Origin of the sequence: Paraburkholderia rhynchosiae (assembly GCF_002879865.1) — a bacterium.
Taxonomy (GTDB): domain Bacteria; phylum Pseudomonadota; class Gammaproteobacteria; order Burkholderiales; family Burkholderiaceae; genus Paraburkholderia; species Paraburkholderia rhynchosiae.
The window spans coordinates 1-16,758 of the sequence record NZ_PNXY01000024.1; the positions used below are offsets into that span (position 1 = coordinate 1).

Below are 16,758 nucleotides of genomic sequence, written 5' to 3' on the forward strand. Positions count from 1 at the left end.
GGTGGAGGCGGAGGCGGGTCCCGGTAATCGGCCGCGTTGTGTTCCGCCGCGCCCTCGACTCAGCCCCAAAATTGACTTCCCTTTCTCCTCGCCTAGACTTGATCGAACCACTTACTCCTCGCGGGGCACAAGGAGGACAACCATGACTCCCTGGGAAATTCAAGGCACAGAGCTGGTCACCTGCAATTGCTCATACGGTTGCCCTTGTCAGTTCAGCGCACCGCCGACCAAAGGCTCCTGCGAAGCGATGGGTGCCATCTCTATCAACAACGGTTACTACGGCGATGTGCGGCTCGACGGCCTCAACATCGCCGTGGTGTTTCAATGGCCGGGACCGATCCACGAAGGCAAGGGCAAGTGCCAGCCGATCGTCGACGAACGGGCTAGTCCGGAACAACGCGAAGGCATTCTGAAAATCATGACGGGGCAGGACACCGAACCGTTCGCCACCATGTTCGCCGTATTCGCTTCCACGGTTGAGCATGCATTCGATCCAATCTTTACGACGATCGACTTCGACGCGGATGTCGATGCCAGACGCGGCCGTATTCATGTCGATGGCGTTTTCGACGTGGTCGGCGAACCGATCCGCAACGCGGTAACGGGCGAAGAGCACCGGGTGCGAATCGACTTGCCGCACGGCTTCGAATACGAACTCGCCGAGGTCGGCTCCGGTACGAGCCGCTCGCAGGGCAACATCGCACTGGACCTCGAAGGGACCTATGCGCAGTTCGCGCGGCTGCACATGAATAACAAAGGACTGATCCGCCATCGCGTTGCCGCTTGAGCCGCTTGAGCCGCTTGAGCCGCATGGTCAGCCTCGAAAAGATCATCGGACATGAGCGCGTCGTCACCGCGCTCGGCATTACTGTTGTCGTCGCGTGGTCATGGCTGTATCTCTGGACGGGCGCGGGAACCGGCATGTCCGCACGTGATATGACGGCGATCACGCTTTTTCCGCATCGACTGGCGGACGGCGCGGGTGGTATGGATCCGTCGCTGCCCGCCGTGATTTTGATGTGGTGGACCATGATGATCGCGATGATGACGCCCAGCGCGGCGCCGCTCATCCTGCTGTATCGACGTGTGCTGCGGCAGCACAACACGGACGAAGCCCGCTCGTCGATTCCCTCACTGTTTCTTCTGGCCGGTTATCTGACGGCATGGTTGGCCTTCTCGATCTGCGCGGCAACGTTGCAAAAAATGTTGCAGCCCACCGGTCTCATTTCCGAAATGATGCTGTGGTCGAAGAGCGCGCCCCTTTCCGCATGCTTGCTCGCGGTGGCCGGCCTCTATCAGTTCTCGCCGCTCAAGCGCGCTTGCCTCAAGCAATGCCGCTCACCTGTCCAATTCCTCACTGCGCACTGGCGTCCTGGCCTCGCCGGCAGCTTCCTGCTCGGGATGCGTCATGGGATTTACTGCGTGGGCTGCTGTTGGCTACTCATGGCGCTGTTGTTCGTCGGCGGGATCATGAATCTCATCTGGATCGCCGCGCTGTCGCTGATCGTTTTTGTCGAGAAAATCGTGCCCTGGGGTGAACGTGCCGGCCGCGCGCTGGGCGTCGTCCTGATTGCGTGGGCAGGCGTCACCCTTCTCGTGTGATCGCTTCTTCTGCTCACCCGATCATTCAAATGACAGGGCAGCTGAATCCGTTAATCAACGTTCAAACTGATAATCAAAGCGTCGCCCTACTCTCCATACCCCACCCCGTTGCGACGCCTTAACTCCACCACATCCCGAAGTGGAGGCGCCCCAAACAGCCGGCTGTATTCGCGACTGAACTGCGATGGGCTGTCATACCCAACCCTGATTGCCACCGACCCGACATCGCCATTCTGTCCAAGTAACAGTTTTCGAGCCTCGTGAAGCCGCAGTTGCTTCTGATACTGCAGTGGACTGAGCGTCGTGACGTTCTTGAAGTGATGATGGAACGACGACACGCTCATGTTCACCTCCTGCGCCAGCACCTCCACCCGCAAAAGCTCGGAGTAGTGATTCTGGATCCACTTGATCGCCCGCGCGATCCGGTACGTCTGGCTCCCGTTCACGGCGATGTGCCGCAGCCGCTTGCCCTGCTCGCTCGTCATCAGCCGATAGAGCAATTCCTTTTCGATAAGCGGCGCGAGAACTGGGATATCACCCGGAGTATCGAGCAATCGCACCAGCCGCAGCGCTGCGTCGAAAACCGGCGCCGACAGCGAGCCCACGACGATGCCCTCGCCCGCCGACACGGCACCCGGTTCCGGTAGACGCAGTTGCGTCGCCAGCTCTGCAATGCACTGCGGATCCAGTGTGAGCTTCACGCACAGATAAGGCGCGTCGGCCGACGCTCGCGTCACGTGCGACGTCATCGGCAAATCGACGGACGTCACGAGGCAATGCAGATGATCGTAGTCGTAAGCCTGTCCCGCGACCACGACCCGCTTGGCGCCCTGCGCTGCGAACACGAACGCGGAGTTCGTCACGCCGCAGCCAAGATCGGCGGGCGCCGAATACCGGTAGAAGGCCAGCGAGGGAATCGCCGTCTGATGCGCACCGTCCACGGGCGCGAAGCGGCTGACGAGCGCGGCAAGTTCGCGGCGTGCCGCTTCGCGCGACGCCGAGGGATCGATCCCGGCAGAACTTTGTTTCATGTGCATTGGACTCCGTTGACGGATCGAGCATACCGAACGGCTACCAGCCAGCCATGGCAGATCTGCTCGATTTGCAGCATTGTTCAATATTTTTGCAGGATCGTGTAAGCGCAACGGCAGGCGGTCGGTCACACTGCCGCGTACACCCGGCGCCAAGTTCGGGCTTTCCCAACGGAGAGGTTCCATGTCTACATCGTTTTTTCTCAACGGCAAAAACGTTACGCTCAATGCCGATCCTGCTACGCCGCTTCTCTGGGCAATCCGCGAGGACGCGGGCCTGCACGGCACAAAGTTTGGCTGCGGGATGGCGCAATGTGGCGCCTGCACCGTTCATCTGGAAGGCCAGGCCACACGTTCGTGCATGTTGCCGCTCGCCGCCGTCGCGGGCAAACACATCACGACGATCGAAGGTATTGCAAGCCGGCCCGCGAAAGCCATTCAGGCCGCATGGGTCAAGCTGCAGGTGCCGCAGTGCGGATACTGTCAGTCTGGACAGATCATGTCCGCGACAGCCTTGCTCGAACAGAACGCAACGCCCACCGACGCGGATATCGACGCCGCGATGAACGGCAATCTGTGCCGCTGCGCAACCTACACCCGCATACGCGCGGCCATCCACGAAGCCGCTGCCACCCTGAAGGCCTGACCATGACGACTGAATCTGATTTCACGGACGCGGTACGCCCGTCGCGCCGGACCTTCCTGAAAGCAGCCGGCGCTGTCGCGGCAGTCGGCGTCAACATCGGCCTCACCATCGGCTTCGAGTGGGCGGGCATGGGCCGCCGCGCGCTCGCCGACACGATGCCGGACACGACGTTTGCACCCAACGCCTTTCTGCGCGTTGCGCCGGACAACAGCGTGACGATCATCGCGAAGCACGTCGAGATGGGCCAGGGCGCATACACCGGTATCGCGACGATCGTCGCCGAAGAGCTGGACGCGAACTGGCAGGACGTGCGCGTCGAAAGCGCGCCCGCCGACGCGAAGCGCTATGCGAACCTCGCGTTCGGCACGATGCAGGGCACGGGCGGCAGTTCGGCAATGGCCAACTCGTGGATGCAACTGCGTGAAGCCGGCGCGAAAGCGCGTGTGATGCTGGTCTCCGCCGCCGCCGCGCAGTGGCAGGTGCCCGTAACCGACCTGGTGACGCGCGACGGCAGCGTGCACCATGCGGCCACGAGCCGCAGCGCGACTTATGGCTCGCTCGCGTCGGCCGCGGCCCGCTTACCGGTGCCGGAGAAAGTCGCGCTCAAGTCGCCGAAGGACTTCCGTTTGATCGGCCATCAGCTGCCCCGCGTCGACGTTCCCGCGAAAACCGACGGCACCGCGCAGTTCACGCTCGACGTCACGTTGCCCGGTATGCTCGTCGCGCTGCTGCAACGTCCGCCGCTCTTCGGTGCGACGGTCAAGTCGTTCGATGCATCGGCTGCGAAAGCGGTGCCGGGCGTCGTCTCGGTCGTGCAGGTGCCGGGTGGTGTCGCGGTTGTCGCAAAAGGCTTCTGGGCGGCGAAACAGGGCCGCGATGCGCTGAAGATTGAATGGGACGATTCGAAGGCCGAAAAGCGCAGCTCGGACGCGATCATGGCCGAATACCGGCAGCTCGCCGAGCAGCCCGGCGCATCCGCCCGCAAGGACGGCAATGCTGAGCAGGCGCTCGCAGGCGCCGCGAAAAAGATCTCCGCCACCTACGCGTTCCCGTATCTCGCTCACGCGCCGATGGAGCCGCTCGACGCGGTCGTCAAGCTCACTGCCGATAGTTGCGAGATCTGGGCAGGCGACCAGTTCCAGACGGTCGACCAGGCCAACGCCGCGCGCACGGCGGGGCTCGATCCTCAGCAGGTGAAGATTCACACGCTGTATGCGGGTGGCAGCTTCGGGCGGCGTGCGAACACGCGCTCGGACTATATCGTCGAGGCTGTGTCGATCGCCCGCGCGCTGGGCGCAAACGGCACGCCGGTCAAGCTGCAATGGACCCGCGAGGACGACATCCACGGCGGCCTTTACCGGCCGATGTACTTTCACAAGCTCGACGCGGGTCTGACTGCGGACGGCAAGCTCGTCGGCTGGCGGCACCGGATTGTCGGCCAGTCGATCCTCGCCGGCACACCGTTCGCGAGCGTCATGGTGAAGAACGGCATTGACGCGACCTCGGTCGAGGGCGCCGCGAACGTGGCCTATGCGATTCCGAACATCTCGGTGGAATTGACGACCACGCAGACCGGTGTGCCGGTACTCTGGTGGCGGGTGGTCGGAAGCTCGCATACCGCATTCGCGGTCGAGGCGTTCATCGACGAAGCCGCGCACGCCGCGGGCAAGGACCCATTCGTTTTCCGCCGCGATCTGCTCACGCACGAACCGCGCATGCGGGCCGTGCTTGAACTTGCGGCGCAGAAAGCAGGCTGGGACCCGGTCAACCCGTTGCCGAAAGGCCGCGGACGCGGCATCGCGGTCGCCGAAGCGTTCAAGACGTTCGTCGCGCAGGTCGCGGAAGTTTCCGTCGACAAGGACGGTAACGTGAAAGTGGAGCGCGTTGTGTGTGCGGTGGATTGCGGCACGCCGATCAATCCCGACATCATCGCTGCCCAGATGGAAGGTGGGATCGGTTTTGGTCTCGGCGCGGCATTGCACAGCGCGATCACGTTAAAGGATGGCAAGGTCGAGCAGAACAACTTCGACACTTACCAGGTGCTGCGAATCGCCGAAATGCCGAAGGTCGAGGTGCATATCGTGCAGTCTGGCGAAGCGCCGACCGGCGTGGGCGAGCCGGGTGTCGCGCCAGTGGGACCAGCGGTCGCGAATGCAATTTTCGCGGCCACAGGCAAATGGCTTCACAGCTTGCCGTTCCCGGCCGGTGCGCAAAAGAGCGCCTGACGGTCTTTGCTCAGGTCCGTACGACGTGCGCCGTATCTCGACCGCCGACCGCCGGGGTGACTTCAACGCGGGATAGCCACGTGACTCTTTGAATTTGGTGGGCCGGGTCGGAGTCGAACCGACGGTGTCCTTTCGGAGGCGGATTATGAGTCCGCTGCCTGCAACCAGCACGGCGTCCGGCCCTGGAGAGAAAGATGCGGTGTTGAGCACCGGACCTATTCGTTGATTGGCCGACATACTACACGAAAAAGGGGTCTCCGCAACCGCTTCGCTTCTGCGAAACGACTGGGAAACCCCTTCAAACTGCTACATCGTTTGCGACGAACAACGCCTCGGCTAAGCGCGTCGATCAATTCCCTTCAAGGAAGGACTTCAGCTTGTCAGAGCGGCTCGGATGACGCAGCTTGCGCAGCGCCTTCGCCTCGATCTGACGGATCCGCTCGCGCGTCACGTCGAATTGCTTGCCGACTTCTTCGAGCGTGTGGTCCGTGCTCATCTCGATACCGAAACGCATGCGCAGCACCTTCGCTTCGCGCGGCGTCAACGAGTCGAGCACGTCCTTCACGACATCGCGCATGCTCGCGTGCAACGCGGCGTCTGCGGGCGCCACGGTGTTCGTGTCTTCGATGAAGTCGCCCAGATGCGAATCGTCGTCGTCACCGATCGGCGTTTCCATGGAGATCGGCTCTTTCGCGATCTTCATGATCTTGCGGATCTTGTCTTCCGGCATTTCCATCTTCTCGGCCAGCGTTGCCGGATCCGGCTCAAGGCCGGTTTCCTGCAGAATCTGACGCGAGATGCGGTTCATCTTGTTGATCGTTTCGATCATGTGAACCGGAATACGGATGGTACGGGCCTGGTCCGCAATTGAACGCGTAATGGCCTGGCGGATCCACCACGTTGCATACGTGGAGAACTTGTAGCCACGACGATATTCGAACTTGTCCACCGCCTTCATCAAGCCGATGTTGCCTTCCTGGATCAGGTCGAGGAACTGCAGACCACGGTTCGTGTACTTCTTCGCAATCGAGATCACGAGACGCAAGTTAGCCTCGGTCATTTCGCGCTTCGCCTGGCGCGCCTTCAGTTCGCCGGCCGCCATCTGACGGTTGGTTTCCTTCAGGTCCTTCAGCGGCAGCACCACACGCGCCTGCAAATCCAGCAGACGTTGTTGCTGCTCGCGAATGGCCGGAATATTCCGCGTGAGGATCGCGCTATAGGCATGACCTTCACCGACGATCTTGTCGGCCCACTCGAGATCCGTTTCGCTGCCCGGGAAACGCGCGATGAACTCCGCACGCGGCATGCCGCACTTGTCGACGACCGTATGCAGAATCTGACGCTCGACCTGACGCACTTCGTCCACTTGCGCACGCAACGTGTCGCACAGACGCTCGACAGTACGCGCGGTGAAGCGGATCGTCATGAGTTCGTTCTGAATCGTTTCCTGCGCCTTCAGATACGACTTCGACTTGTAGCCTTCCTTCTCGAACGCGCGACGCATCTTGTCGAACCATTCGCTGATCATCGCGAATTTTTCGAGCGATGCACGCTTTAGCGCTTCCATCTGCGCTGCGTTGGCCGTGGCCTGCGCCGTGCCGTCGTCTTCTTCCTCGTCCGCTTCTTCCTCTTCCTCTTCTTCCTCGTCTTCGCTCTCGATCGCTTCCGCCTCTTGCACCGAGAAGCCGTCCGCGTCTTCCGCATCAGCGTCAATCAGGCCGTCAACCAGTTCGTCGATGCGGATTTCCTCATTCGCGACGCGCTCGGCCATGGCCAGAATGTCGGCGATCGTGGTCGGGCATGCGGAGATGGCCATCACCATATGCTTCAGGCCGTCTTCGATCCGCTTGGCGATTTCGATTTCGCCCTCGCGCGTGAGCAGCTCGACCGTGCCCATTTCACGCATGTACATGCGGACGGGGTCGGTCGTGCGGCCAAATTCCGAGTCGACAGTGGAGAGCGCGACTTCGGCTTCCTCTTCCACTTCGTCGTCGGACGAAGCGGCGGGCGCGTTGTCGTTCAGCAGCAGCGTTTCGGCATCGGGCGCCTGCTCGTACACAGCCACGCCCATGTCGTTGAACGTACTGATAATGCCTTCGATCGCCTCGGTCTCGGTGAAGTTGTCCGGCAGATGATCGTTGATTTCAGCGTACGTGAGGAAGCCGCGCTCCTTGCCGAGCTTGATCAGCGCGCGCAGTTTCGAGCGGCGCTCCTCCAGTTCCTCGACCGTGCCGGGCTGCGACGACGAAAATGCGTCTTTCAGCAGCGCCTTTTCTTTCGCGCGACGATCGCGAGCCTTGGCCTTTTCCACTTTGCCGGAAGCGGCCACAGGAGTTTCTTCGCTCTGGGTTGCGTCGTCATCGACGGGTACTTCATTCAGCTTTTTCGTCATGGAGTTCGCCGTACCGGCTGTAGTCTCGACTCGCGGCTGGTGGACAACAGCCGGTTGAACCGTGGATACTGGAGTCTCGCGCACTGCCGCATCGTCCTGCGCGACAGCCGCTTCCCTTGCGCTTCTGACACCCGGCCGTCTCTCAGCCGGAGGTGGTACGGCTTTCGCCGCCTTCGCCACCGTCTTTGCCACCTCCGCCGGCTCCGCTCGCACGGCCGAAGTGGTCGAGGACTTCTTCCCGGCAGCCGGTGTAACGCTGACGGCAGACGCTTTCCTGGCGGAAGAATCTAACCTGGCCGAAGTGACCTTGGTGGTCTGCTCCCTGGAACGTGGGCCGGGTGTGTTCTTTCCACCTGTAGTCTTTGCCATCGCATCGCCTTTTCGCCTTTGCTAGGAAAACCCTTTAAAAAACAAACCGCTGGAAACCTTTAATTATACCACTCAGGTTTCTGCGCTTCCGCCTACAAGCCGAGCTGGCGCTTCATGTCAGCCCGTTTCCGATTGAGTTCCGCGAGCTCCGCAAACTCCTCCGGAGTATGCCGGGATTGCCGCGAAAGCTGCTCGAGACGATCGCAATAAGCGTCGTATCGCATCTTCAGAATCGCCGCTTTCAACTCCTCTCCCACGATTCGTTCCTGCTCGCGCCGCTCCTCGATGACGGTCGCATCTTCCGGGTCCTTCAGCAACAAATCCCGGACATTTTCATCATAGTCCAGAATTTTGCGAAAGATTTCCTCGAAAGTTGGGGCGTTTGCCCCGTTTCGCAATAGGTCGGAGAGCAACTGAAACTCCGCCGAATCGCCAAGCGCGCGCGCATGCGTCGTCACTTCTTCGAACAATTCGCCGTGCCGCGTGACGCTCAGAAGCGCCTGTTCGGCTTCCTCATCGAGCACTGCGACCGTGCGCGGATACATCACAAGATTGCGCAGCGTCTTTTCTTCGATGCCGGTTACGCTGCGTCGATCCTTGCGAGCGGGCGCCGACCGGGCCGCCGCCGCAATGCGCGAGTCGACCTCGCAGAGCGAGGCCACCTCGTCGAACGGCACATCCAGCCGGTCGGCGAACATATGCATGATCTGCGCGCGCAGCGCATTGGCCGGCAGCGCCTGCAGCAGCGGCTTCGCGTCGAACAGCGCACGCGCACGGCCTTCCGGCTGATCCAGTTCCTTGCCGGTCAGCACCTCGTTCAGCATGAACTGCGAGAGCGGCATGGCGCGTTCCACCTGTTCGGCGAACGCGTCGGTCCCAAACTCGCGCACGTAGCTGTCCGGATCGTGCTCGGTGGGCAGGAACAGGAAGCGGATGGTCCGGTTGTCCGCCGCGTGCGGCAAACAGGCGTCCAGCGCGCGCCGCGCGGCGCGCCGGCCCGCTGAATCGCCGTCGAAACTGAAGATGACCGTGTCGGTCTGGCGCATCAGTTTCTGCACATGAATCGGCGTACAGGCTGTGCCTAGTGTGGCGACCGCGTTCTGGAACCCCAATTGGGCCAGCGCGACGACGTCCATATAACCTTCGACGACCAGCACGTAGTGCTGTTCCCGAATCGCGAGACGCGCCTCGAAAAGGCCGTACAACTCGCTGCCCTTGTTAAATAGAGGCGTTTCCGGCGAATTCAAATACTTTGGCTCGCCGCCGTCCAGAACCCGGCCGCCGAAGCCGATCACCTGCCCCTTCACATTGCGTATCGGGAACATGATCCGCTCGCGAAAGCGGTCGTAGCGGCGGCTCTGTCCCTGCGCGTCCGATTTTTCGCTGACGATCACGAGACCCGACTCAACCAGGGCATCGTCGCGATAGTTCGGAAACGCGGCTTCGAGGTTCTGCCAGCCGTCCGGCGCGTAGCCGAGCCCAAAGCGGGCGGCGACCTCGCCCGTCAAGCCGCGTTTCTTCAGATACTGGATTGCCGCGGGCGCGCCACGCAGTTGCTTGCGGTAGTAGTCGCAGGCTGTCTGCATGACATCGGAAAGCGCCGTGGTCACCGCTTTGGATGCCGCCGGCGCATAACCGCCGGAACCGCCGCCGTATCCGGGCGAAGGCTCGTTAGGCACGGTCAGGCCGACGGATTGCGCCAGTTCGTTGACCGCCTCCGGAAACGAAGCGCCGACGTGCTCCATCAGAAAACCGATTGCCGTACCGTGCGCTCCGCAGCCGAAGCAGTGATAAAACTGCTTAGTCGGACTAACCGTAAATGAAGGGCTTTTCTCGTTATGGAACGGGCAAAGCCCCATGAAATTTGCGCCGCCCTTCTTTAACTGCACGTACCTGCCCACCACGTCGACGATATCGACGCGGTTGAGGAGATCCTGCAGGAATGACGGTGGGATCACTATAAATGCCGCTACCTGAAAACTCGAGGCCGCGCGCCGCCGAGGGCGGGCACGCGGACCACAATGCGCGATTTACTTCGCGAGCGCGGCTTTGACTTGAGCCGAAACGGCGGTCATGTCGGCGCGGCCGGCCAGCTTCGGCTTCAGCACACCCATTACTTTGCCCATGTCCTGCGGGCCTGCTGCGCCCGTTTGCGCAACCGCGGCCTGCACCTCGGCAACAATTTCCGCCTCGGACATCTGCTCGGGCATGTAAGCCGACAAAATGGCCAGTTCGGCCTTTTCCTTGTCGGCGAGATCCGTGCGGCCGGCGGCCTCGAACTGGCTAATCGAGTCTTTGCGCTGCTTGATCATCTTGTCGATGACAGCGGTGACCGCGGTGTCGTCGAGCATCACGCGCTCGTCGACTTCACGCTGCTTGATCGCGGCCAGCAGCAGGCGGATCGTGCCGAGACGCTCGGTCTCACGTGCCCGCATGGCGGCTTTCATATCGTCGTTGATCCGGTCCTTGAGACTCATGATTCACCTGAATGCGTAGGAAATTGAAACCGGCCGCGTCGACTGCGTCAACACCGACTGCATCAACACGAATACCCGCTTGGGACTGCTTCCTCAAGCGGGTTGACGCAATGTGCGTAGTGGATGCGACCCTGCCGGCTGGTCCGAAAAGACCGTGTTTTCCGTGGCGGCACCCGTTGTGCCGTCACCGGTTGGATGTCGCCGCTCCGTTTGATCGGAACCGCGGCAACGCCAGAATCAGTAGAACTTCTTTGGCAGCATCTGGCTACGCAGACGCTTGAAATGACGCTTCACCGCAGCCGCCTTCTTGCGCTTGCGTTCAGCCGTAGGCTTTTCGTAAAACTCGCGCGCACGAAGGTCTGTCAACAAGCCGCTTTTCTCCATGGTGCGCTTGAAACGGCGCATGGCGACTTCAAACGGCTCGTTGTCTTTTACGCGGATGGTCGTCATTTTTCAATAACGGAACTTTGTAAAGGTTCAGGAGTATAGCAGAGCTTTGTCACAAAGCCACTGCGCCGTCAAGCCCCTCGGGCATACTCCGCGGCCGCCTGGCCGGCCGCCACGCCCGAAGCCCAGGCCCACTGAAAATTGTAGCCGCCGAGCCAGCCGGTCACATCGACCGCCTCGCCGATGAAGTACAAACCGGGCGCGCGCGCACTCATCATCGTCGACGACGACAGGTCGCGCGTGTCGACGCCGCCGCGCGTCACTTCGGCCTTGCGGTAGCCCTCGGTGCCGTTGGGCGTGAGCGTCCAGCGCGACAGCGCTTCCCCGATCCGGCGGAGGATCTTATCCGGCAGGTCGGCCACGCGGGCTTCAGCCGGAATCTGGTGCGTCTCCAGCCACACGTGAGCAAGCCGCTGCGGCACCCATTCCGACAACAGATTGGCAATCTGGCGCCGCGTTCCGGTTTTCGCTTCGAGCAGCGCGGTCGTGGCGTCCCGATTCGGCAGCAGATCGATGTGGATCGGCTCGCCCGGCTGCCAATAGCTCGAGATTTGCAGCACGCCGGGGCCGGAAAGACCGCGGTGCGTCAGTAGCAGGTCTTCGTCGAATTCCGCCCCGGACTTCTTGTTGCCGGTCGCGATCCGCACTTCCAGAGACGCGCCGGATAGCGCCGAGAACGGCTCCCAGTCGGCGGCGGCAAAAGTCAGCGGGACCAGCGCGGGGCGCATGTCGATTAGCTTGTGGCCGAATTCCTTTGCGAGGCGGTACGCAAAATCCGTCGCGCCGATCTTCGGAATGGACAGGCCGCCGGTCGCGACGACGAGCGCCCGCGCGGCAATCGGACCGGCGTTCGTGTCGAGCGTGAAGCGGCTTTCCACGTCCTGCCTCACCTGTTCGACCGACAGCGGCGTGCGCCATGCGACCCGTCCCGCGTCGCACTCGCTCTTTAGTACGTTGATGACGGCGTCGCTCGACTCGTTGCAGAAAAGTTGACCCTTGTGCTTCTCATGCCACGTCACATGATGGCGCTTGAGGAGCGCCATGAAGTCGCGCGGCGTGTAGCGCGCGAGCGCGGAGCGGCAAAAATGCGGATTCGCCGACAGATAATTGGCCGGGCCCGCATACAAATTCGTGAAGTTGCAGCGGCCGCCGCCGGAGATGCGGATCTTTTCCGCCAGGCGCTGCGAGTGATCGATCAGCACCACGCGGCGGCCCAGTTGGCCGGCCACGGCTGCGCACATCATGCCGGCCGCGCCCGCGCCGATCACAGCGATATCGAAGGATTCCATGGGGCGGCATTGTACCTGCGCGTCTGCGTCGCCTTGCCCGCGCTGCTATACTTTCAGGCTTACCTTTTTGCGTTTCGGGCACATTGAAAGGCCCGTTCCAGCCCACCAATCATGCTCGTTCTCGGCATCGAAAGCTCCTGCGACGAAACCGGTCTCGCGCTCTACGACACGGAACGCGGCCTGCTCGCGCACGCGCTGCACTCGCAGATTGCGATGCATCGGGAGTACGGCGGCGTGGTGCCGGAGCTGGCGTCGCGCGACCATATCCGGCGCGCGCTGCCATTGCTCGAAGAGGTGATGGAACACGCGGGCGCGGCTCGCGGCGACATCGACGCGATCGCCTATACGCAAGGGCCTGGGCTCGCGGGCGCGCTGCTGGTCGGCGCGAGCGTGGCGAATTCGCTGGCTATGGCGTGGGACAAGCCGACCATCGGCATTCATCATCTTGAGGGGCACTTGCTGTCGCCGCTGCTTGTTGACGAACCGCCGCCGTTTCCATTTGTCGCCTTGCTCGTATCGGGCGGTCATACGCAGTTGATGCGCGTAACGGACGTAGGCGTCTACGAAACGCTAGGCGAAACGCTCGACGACGCCGCCGGCGAAGCCTTCGACAAAACCGCCAAACTGCTCGGCCTCGGCTATCCCGGTGGCCCGGAAGTCTCGCGCATGGCGGAGTTCGGCACGCCGGGCGCAGTGGTGCTGCCGCGCCCCATGCTGCACTCCGGCGACCTCGATTTCAGCTTCAGCGGCCTGAAAACGGCCGTGCTCACGCACGCAAAGAAGCTCGGCGGCGCGAACATTTGCGAGCAGGCGAAAGCGGATCTGGCACGCGGTTTCGTCGACGCAGCCGTCGACGTGCTGGCAGCCAAGTCGCTCGCCGCGCTGAAGCGCACGAAGCTCAACCGGCTCGTCGTGGCGGGCGGCGTGGGCGCGAACCGACAGCTGCGCGAGGCGCTTTCGGCCGCGGCGCAGAAGCGCAATTTCTATGTGCACTACCCGGACTTGTCGCTATGCACGGACAACGGCGCGATGATCGCGCTGGCCGGCGCGCTGCGCCTGCAACGCTGGCCCGATCAATCGGCCAAAGACTACGCGTTCACGGTGAAGCCGCGCTGGGACCTGACGTCGCTCGCGCGCTGAACTGGACGTCTCTTGTCTCTTGACGCCGACAAAAGCCGCTTCATCCCGAAGCGGCTTTTTCATGCAGCCAACAAACTGACGCGCGGTCTCAAACCACCCGCTTATCCCGCTCGATCACCGCATACGCGCTGTGATTGTGAATCGACTCGAAGTTTTCAGCTTCGAGCAGATAGGCGACGATCCGCTCGTCCGCATTCAGACGCTGCGCGACGTCGCGCACCAGGTCTTCGACAAACTTCGGATTCTCGTAGGCTCGTTCGGTCACAAACTTCTCGTCCGGACGTTTGAGCAAACCCCACAGTTCGCACGACGCTTCTTCTTCGGCGATACAGATCAGCTCTTCCACGGCGACGTCGCCCGCCAGTTCGGCGTTGATCGTGACGTGCGAGCGCTGGTTATGCGCGCCGTACTGCGAGATCTTCTTCGAACACGGGCACAGGCTCGTGACCGGCACGAGCACTTTGACGAACAGACGCGCCGCCCCGTTGCGCGTCTCGCCGGTCAGCGTGACCTCGTAATCGAGCAGGCTTTGCACGCCCGACACCGGCGCTGTCTTGTTCACAAAGTAAGGGAACGACACTTCGATGCGGCCAGCTTCGGCCTCGAGCTTGTCCAGCATCGCGGCGAGCATCGTGCGGAACGTGGCCGGTTCGAGCGGCGCCTTGTTCTCTTCGAGCAACGCGACGAAGCGAGACATGTGCGTGCCCTTCTGGTCGGCCGGCAAATGCACGTCGAGATTCCATGTGCCGATTGTCGGCTGCGCGTCACCGCTTTGTGTGCGCACCGTCAGCGGATGGCGCACCGCCTTGACACCAACGCGCTGAATCGGAATCTGGCGCGTATCGGGCGTGCTTTGCACGTCTGGCATCACAAAGGCGGGGTTCATCTGGTTCATGTTCTTGTCCTTTCAAGAAGACGCTGGCCCGCCCCAAATTTTCCTGCCCCTCTCAGGGACTGTCGCAAAGCGACAGGTTTGGGAGTCCTCAGCGGCCGTGCAGATCGGGGCCTGCAACGGCAAACGCCGGCCCCTGCCGGCGTTGGATGATGGGCCTAGGGGGCCCATCGATACAAGTTGGAGATTCCTATGGCCACCATAGCATCCGGTGGCCTGACGCCTGGCGTCTCGCTTGTCGAGCTGCTTGTCGAGCTGCTTGTCGAGCTGCTTGTCGAGCTGCTTGTCGGCGTGCTTATCGACGTACTTACGCGACGCGCTTGACCGACGACTGCCCGCCAACCGCGCCGCTCGACAAAAAGCGCTCGCGAATCGACTTCGCGATGCCCACGGCGTCCAGGCCGCATGCGGAGAGCAGCTTGGCCGGATCTCCGTGATCGATGAAGCGGTCAGGGAGGCCCAATTGTAGTACGGGCCGCATAACCCCACTCTCGAGCAGGGCTTCGACGCATGCTGAGCCAGCGCCGCCCATCACGCAGCCTTCTTCGACCGTGACGATGGCGTCGTGCGTTTCCGCCAGTTGACGCACGAGGTCGGCGTCGAGCGGCTTCACGAAGCGCATGTTCGCCACGGTGGCGTCGAGCTGTTCGGCCGCCGCGAGAGACGGCGCGACCATCGTGCCGAAGGCCAGGATCGCGATGCGCTTGCCAGCCGGCTGCGACGTTTCGCGACGCACTTCACCCTTGCCGACCGGGAGCGCAGCCATCTGCTTGACGGTCGCGACACCCGTGCCGGCGCCGCGCGGATAACGCACGGCCGTCGGGCACGACTGCTGCAACGCCGTGTACAGCATCTGGCGGCATTCGTTTTCGTCCGACGCGGCCATCACCATCATGTTCGGGATGCAGCGCATGAACGCGAGGTCGTAAGCGCCAGCGTGCGTCGCACCGTCCGCGCCGACCAGACCTGCGCGGTCGATGGCGAACACCACCGGCAAATTCTGCAGCGCGACGTCGTGGATCAGTTGATCGTAAGCGCGTTGCAGGAACGTCGAGTAGATCGCGACGACCGGCTTCAGGCCCCCCGTTGCGAGGCCGCCGGCGAACGTGACCGCGTGTTGCTCGGCGATACCCACGTCGAAATAACGGTCCGGGAAACGCTTTTCGAACTCGACCATACCCGAGCCTTCGCGCATGGCCGGCGTAATGCCGATCACGCGCGCGTCAAGTTCCGCGGCGTCGCACAGCCACTCGCCGAATACCTGCGTGTAGGTTTTCTTCGACGGCGTTGCGGCCGGCTTGATGCCTTCAGCCGGATTGAACTTGCCCGGGCCGTGATACAGCACCGGGTCCGCTTCGGCGAGCTTGTAGCCCTGACCTTTCTTCGTCACCACGTGCAGGAATTGCGGACCGCGCAGCTCCTTGATGTTTTGCAGCGTGGGGATCAGCGAGTCCAGGTCGTGACCATCGATCGGGCCGATATAGTTGAAACCGAATTCCTCGAACAGCGTAGCCGGCACGATCATGCCCTTCGCGTGTTCTTCGAGCTTGCGGGCGAGATCGAGCATCGGCGGCGCGACCCGCAGCACGCGTTCGACGCCCGCGCGTGCGGCGGCGTAGAAGCGGCCGGACATCAGGCGCGCAAGATGGCGATTCAGCGCGCCGACCGGCGGCGAAATCGACATGTCGTTGTCGTTGAGGATGACGAGCAGCGGCACGTCGTCTTCCACGCCGGCGTTGTTCATTGCCTCGAAGGCCATGCCCGCCGTCATCGCGCCGTCGCCGATCACGGCGATGCCCATGCGGTTGTCGCCCTGCAGCTTGCTCGCGACCGCCATGCCGAGCGCGGCCGAAATCGAGGTGCTCGAGTGCGCGGTGCCGAAGGTGTCGTATTCCGACTCGTCGCGTTTCGGGAAGCCTGAGATGCCGCCCAACTGGCGCAGCGTGTGCATCTTGTCGCGGCGGCCCGTCAGGATCTTGTGCGGATACGTCTGATGGCCGACATCCCAGACGATCCGGTCATGCGGTGTGTCGAACACATAATGCAGAGCAATGGTCAACTCGACCGTGCCGAGGTTGGACGAAAGATGGCCGCCCGTCTGCGATACGCTGTCGAGCACGAAAGCGCGCAACTCGTCGGCAAGCGGTTGCAATTGGCGGCGATCAAGGCGGCGCAGAGCTGCCGGGTCGTCGATGGTTTTCAGCAAGTCGTACATCGTCGTTCCATTGTAGGAAAACTTACGCGCCCG

The 16,758-nt window shown here is 62.3% G+C and carries 14 protein-coding genes and 1 tRNA gene; 6 read left to right on the forward strand and 9 right to left on the reverse strand.

The window, feature by feature from the left end:
* Positions 1-142: 142 nt before the first annotated feature.
* Both C0Z16_RS26740 and C0Z16_RS26745 read left to right on the forward strand, forming a co-directional pair.
* The gene (locus C0Z16_RS26740; RefSeq protein WP_102635076.1) at positions 143-787 is read left to right on the forward strand and encodes a DUF1326 domain-containing protein; all 645 of its coding nucleotides are present in this window, start codon (positions 143-145) and stop codon (positions 785-787) included.
* 23 nt (positions 788-810) lie between these two features.
* A complete protein-coding gene (locus tag C0Z16_RS26745) occupies positions 811-1,602 on the forward strand; it encodes a DUF2182 domain-containing protein (protein ID WP_102635077.1) in 792 nt (263 codons plus the stop codon).
* An 86-nt stretch (positions 1,603-1,688) separates the two neighbouring features.
* Here the strand turns inward: C0Z16_RS26745 and C0Z16_RS26750 are convergent, their stop codons facing one another.
* Positions 1,689-2,633 carry an AraC family transcriptional regulator gene (locus C0Z16_RS26750; RefSeq protein WP_102635152.1) on the reverse strand — a complete coding sequence of 315 codons (945 nt, stop codon included), beginning with the start codon at positions 2,631-2,633 and terminating at the stop codon, positions 1,689-1,691.
* 184 nt (positions 2,634-2,817) lie between these two features.
* Here C0Z16_RS26750 and C0Z16_RS26755 point away from each other — a divergent pair, with 184 nt between their 5' ends.
* Positions 2,818-3,279, forward strand: a complete 462-nt coding sequence (locus tag C0Z16_RS26755) for a (2Fe-2S)-binding protein (protein WP_102635078.1) — start codon at positions 2,818-2,820, stop codon at positions 3,277-3,279.
* A 2-nt stretch (positions 3,280-3,281) separates the two neighbouring features.
* Entirely contained in the window at positions 3,282-5,504 is a 2,223-nt protein-coding gene (locus C0Z16_RS26760; protein ID WP_102635079.1) for a xanthine dehydrogenase family protein molybdopterin-binding subunit, read from the forward strand.
* Between the two features lie 95 nt (positions 5,505-5,599).
* Here C0Z16_RS26760 and C0Z16_RS26765 read toward each other — a convergent pair.
* The 6 genes from C0Z16_RS26765 to C0Z16_RS26790 form a co-directional block, all read right to left on the reverse strand.
* Positions 5,600-5,687, reverse strand: a tRNA-Ile gene (locus tag C0Z16_RS26765).
* 166 nt (positions 5,688-5,853) lie between these two features.
* The gene (gene rpoD / locus C0Z16_RS26770; RefSeq protein WP_102635080.1) at positions 5,854-8,265 is read right to left on the reverse strand and encodes an RNA polymerase sigma factor RpoD; all 2,412 of its coding nucleotides are present in this window, start codon (positions 8,263-8,265) and stop codon (positions 5,854-5,856) included.
* A 92-nt stretch (positions 8,266-8,357) separates the two neighbouring features.
* The gene (gene dnaG, locus C0Z16_RS26775) at positions 8,358-10,223 is read right to left on the reverse strand and encodes a DNA primase (protein ID WP_102635081.1); all 1,866 of its coding nucleotides are present in this window, start codon (positions 10,221-10,223) and stop codon (positions 8,358-8,360) included.
* Positions 10,224-10,295: 72 nt separating this feature from the next.
* Complete coding sequence (locus C0Z16_RS26780) at positions 10,296-10,742, reverse strand: GatB/YqeY domain-containing protein (RefSeq protein ID WP_102635082.1); 447 nt, start codon at positions 10,740-10,742, stop codon at positions 10,296-10,298.
* 237 nt (positions 10,743-10,979) lie between these two features.
* Positions 10,980-11,192: a 30S ribosomal protein S21 gene (rpsU, locus tag C0Z16_RS26785; RefSeq protein ID WP_027802973.1), complete on the reverse strand. Its 213-nt coding sequence runs from the start codon at positions 11,190-11,192 to the stop codon at positions 10,980-10,982.
* Positions 11,193-11,260: 68 nt separating this feature from the next.
* Complete coding sequence (locus C0Z16_RS26790; protein ID WP_102635083.1) at positions 11,261-12,478, reverse strand: BaiN/RdsA family NAD(P)/FAD-dependent oxidoreductase; 1,218 nt, start codon at positions 12,476-12,478, stop codon at positions 11,261-11,263.
* A 111-nt stretch (positions 12,479-12,589) separates the two neighbouring features.
* Here C0Z16_RS26790 and tsaD point away from each other — a divergent pair, with 111 nt between their 5' ends.
* Entirely contained in the window at positions 12,590-13,618 is a 1,029-nt protein-coding gene (gene tsaD, locus C0Z16_RS26795) for a tRNA (adenosine(37)-N6)-threonylcarbamoyltransferase complex transferase subunit TsaD (RefSeq protein ID WP_102635084.1), read from the forward strand.
* An 88-nt stretch (positions 13,619-13,706) separates the two neighbouring features.
* Here the strand turns inward: tsaD and folE2 are convergent, their stop codons facing one another.
* A complete protein-coding gene (gene folE2 / locus C0Z16_RS26800) occupies positions 13,707-14,513 on the reverse strand; it encodes a GTP cyclohydrolase FolE2 (RefSeq protein ID WP_102635085.1) in 807 nt (268 codons plus the stop codon).
* 189 nt (positions 14,514-14,702) lie between these two features.
* Here folE2 and C0Z16_RS39385 point away from each other — a divergent pair, with 189 nt between their 5' ends.
* Positions 14,703-14,834, forward strand: coding sequence for a hypothetical protein (locus C0Z16_RS39385; protein ID WP_279635081.1), 132 nt, complete (start codon positions 14,703-14,705; stop codon positions 14,832-14,834).
* Here the strand turns inward: C0Z16_RS39385 and dxs are convergent.
* A complete protein-coding gene (gene dxs / locus C0Z16_RS26810; RefSeq protein ID WP_102635087.1) occupies positions 14,818-16,725 on the reverse strand; it encodes a 1-deoxy-D-xylulose-5-phosphate synthase in 1,908 nt (635 codons plus the stop codon). The genes C0Z16_RS39385 and dxs overlap by 17 nt on opposite strands.
* Positions 16,726-16,758 lie beyond the last annotated feature (33 nt).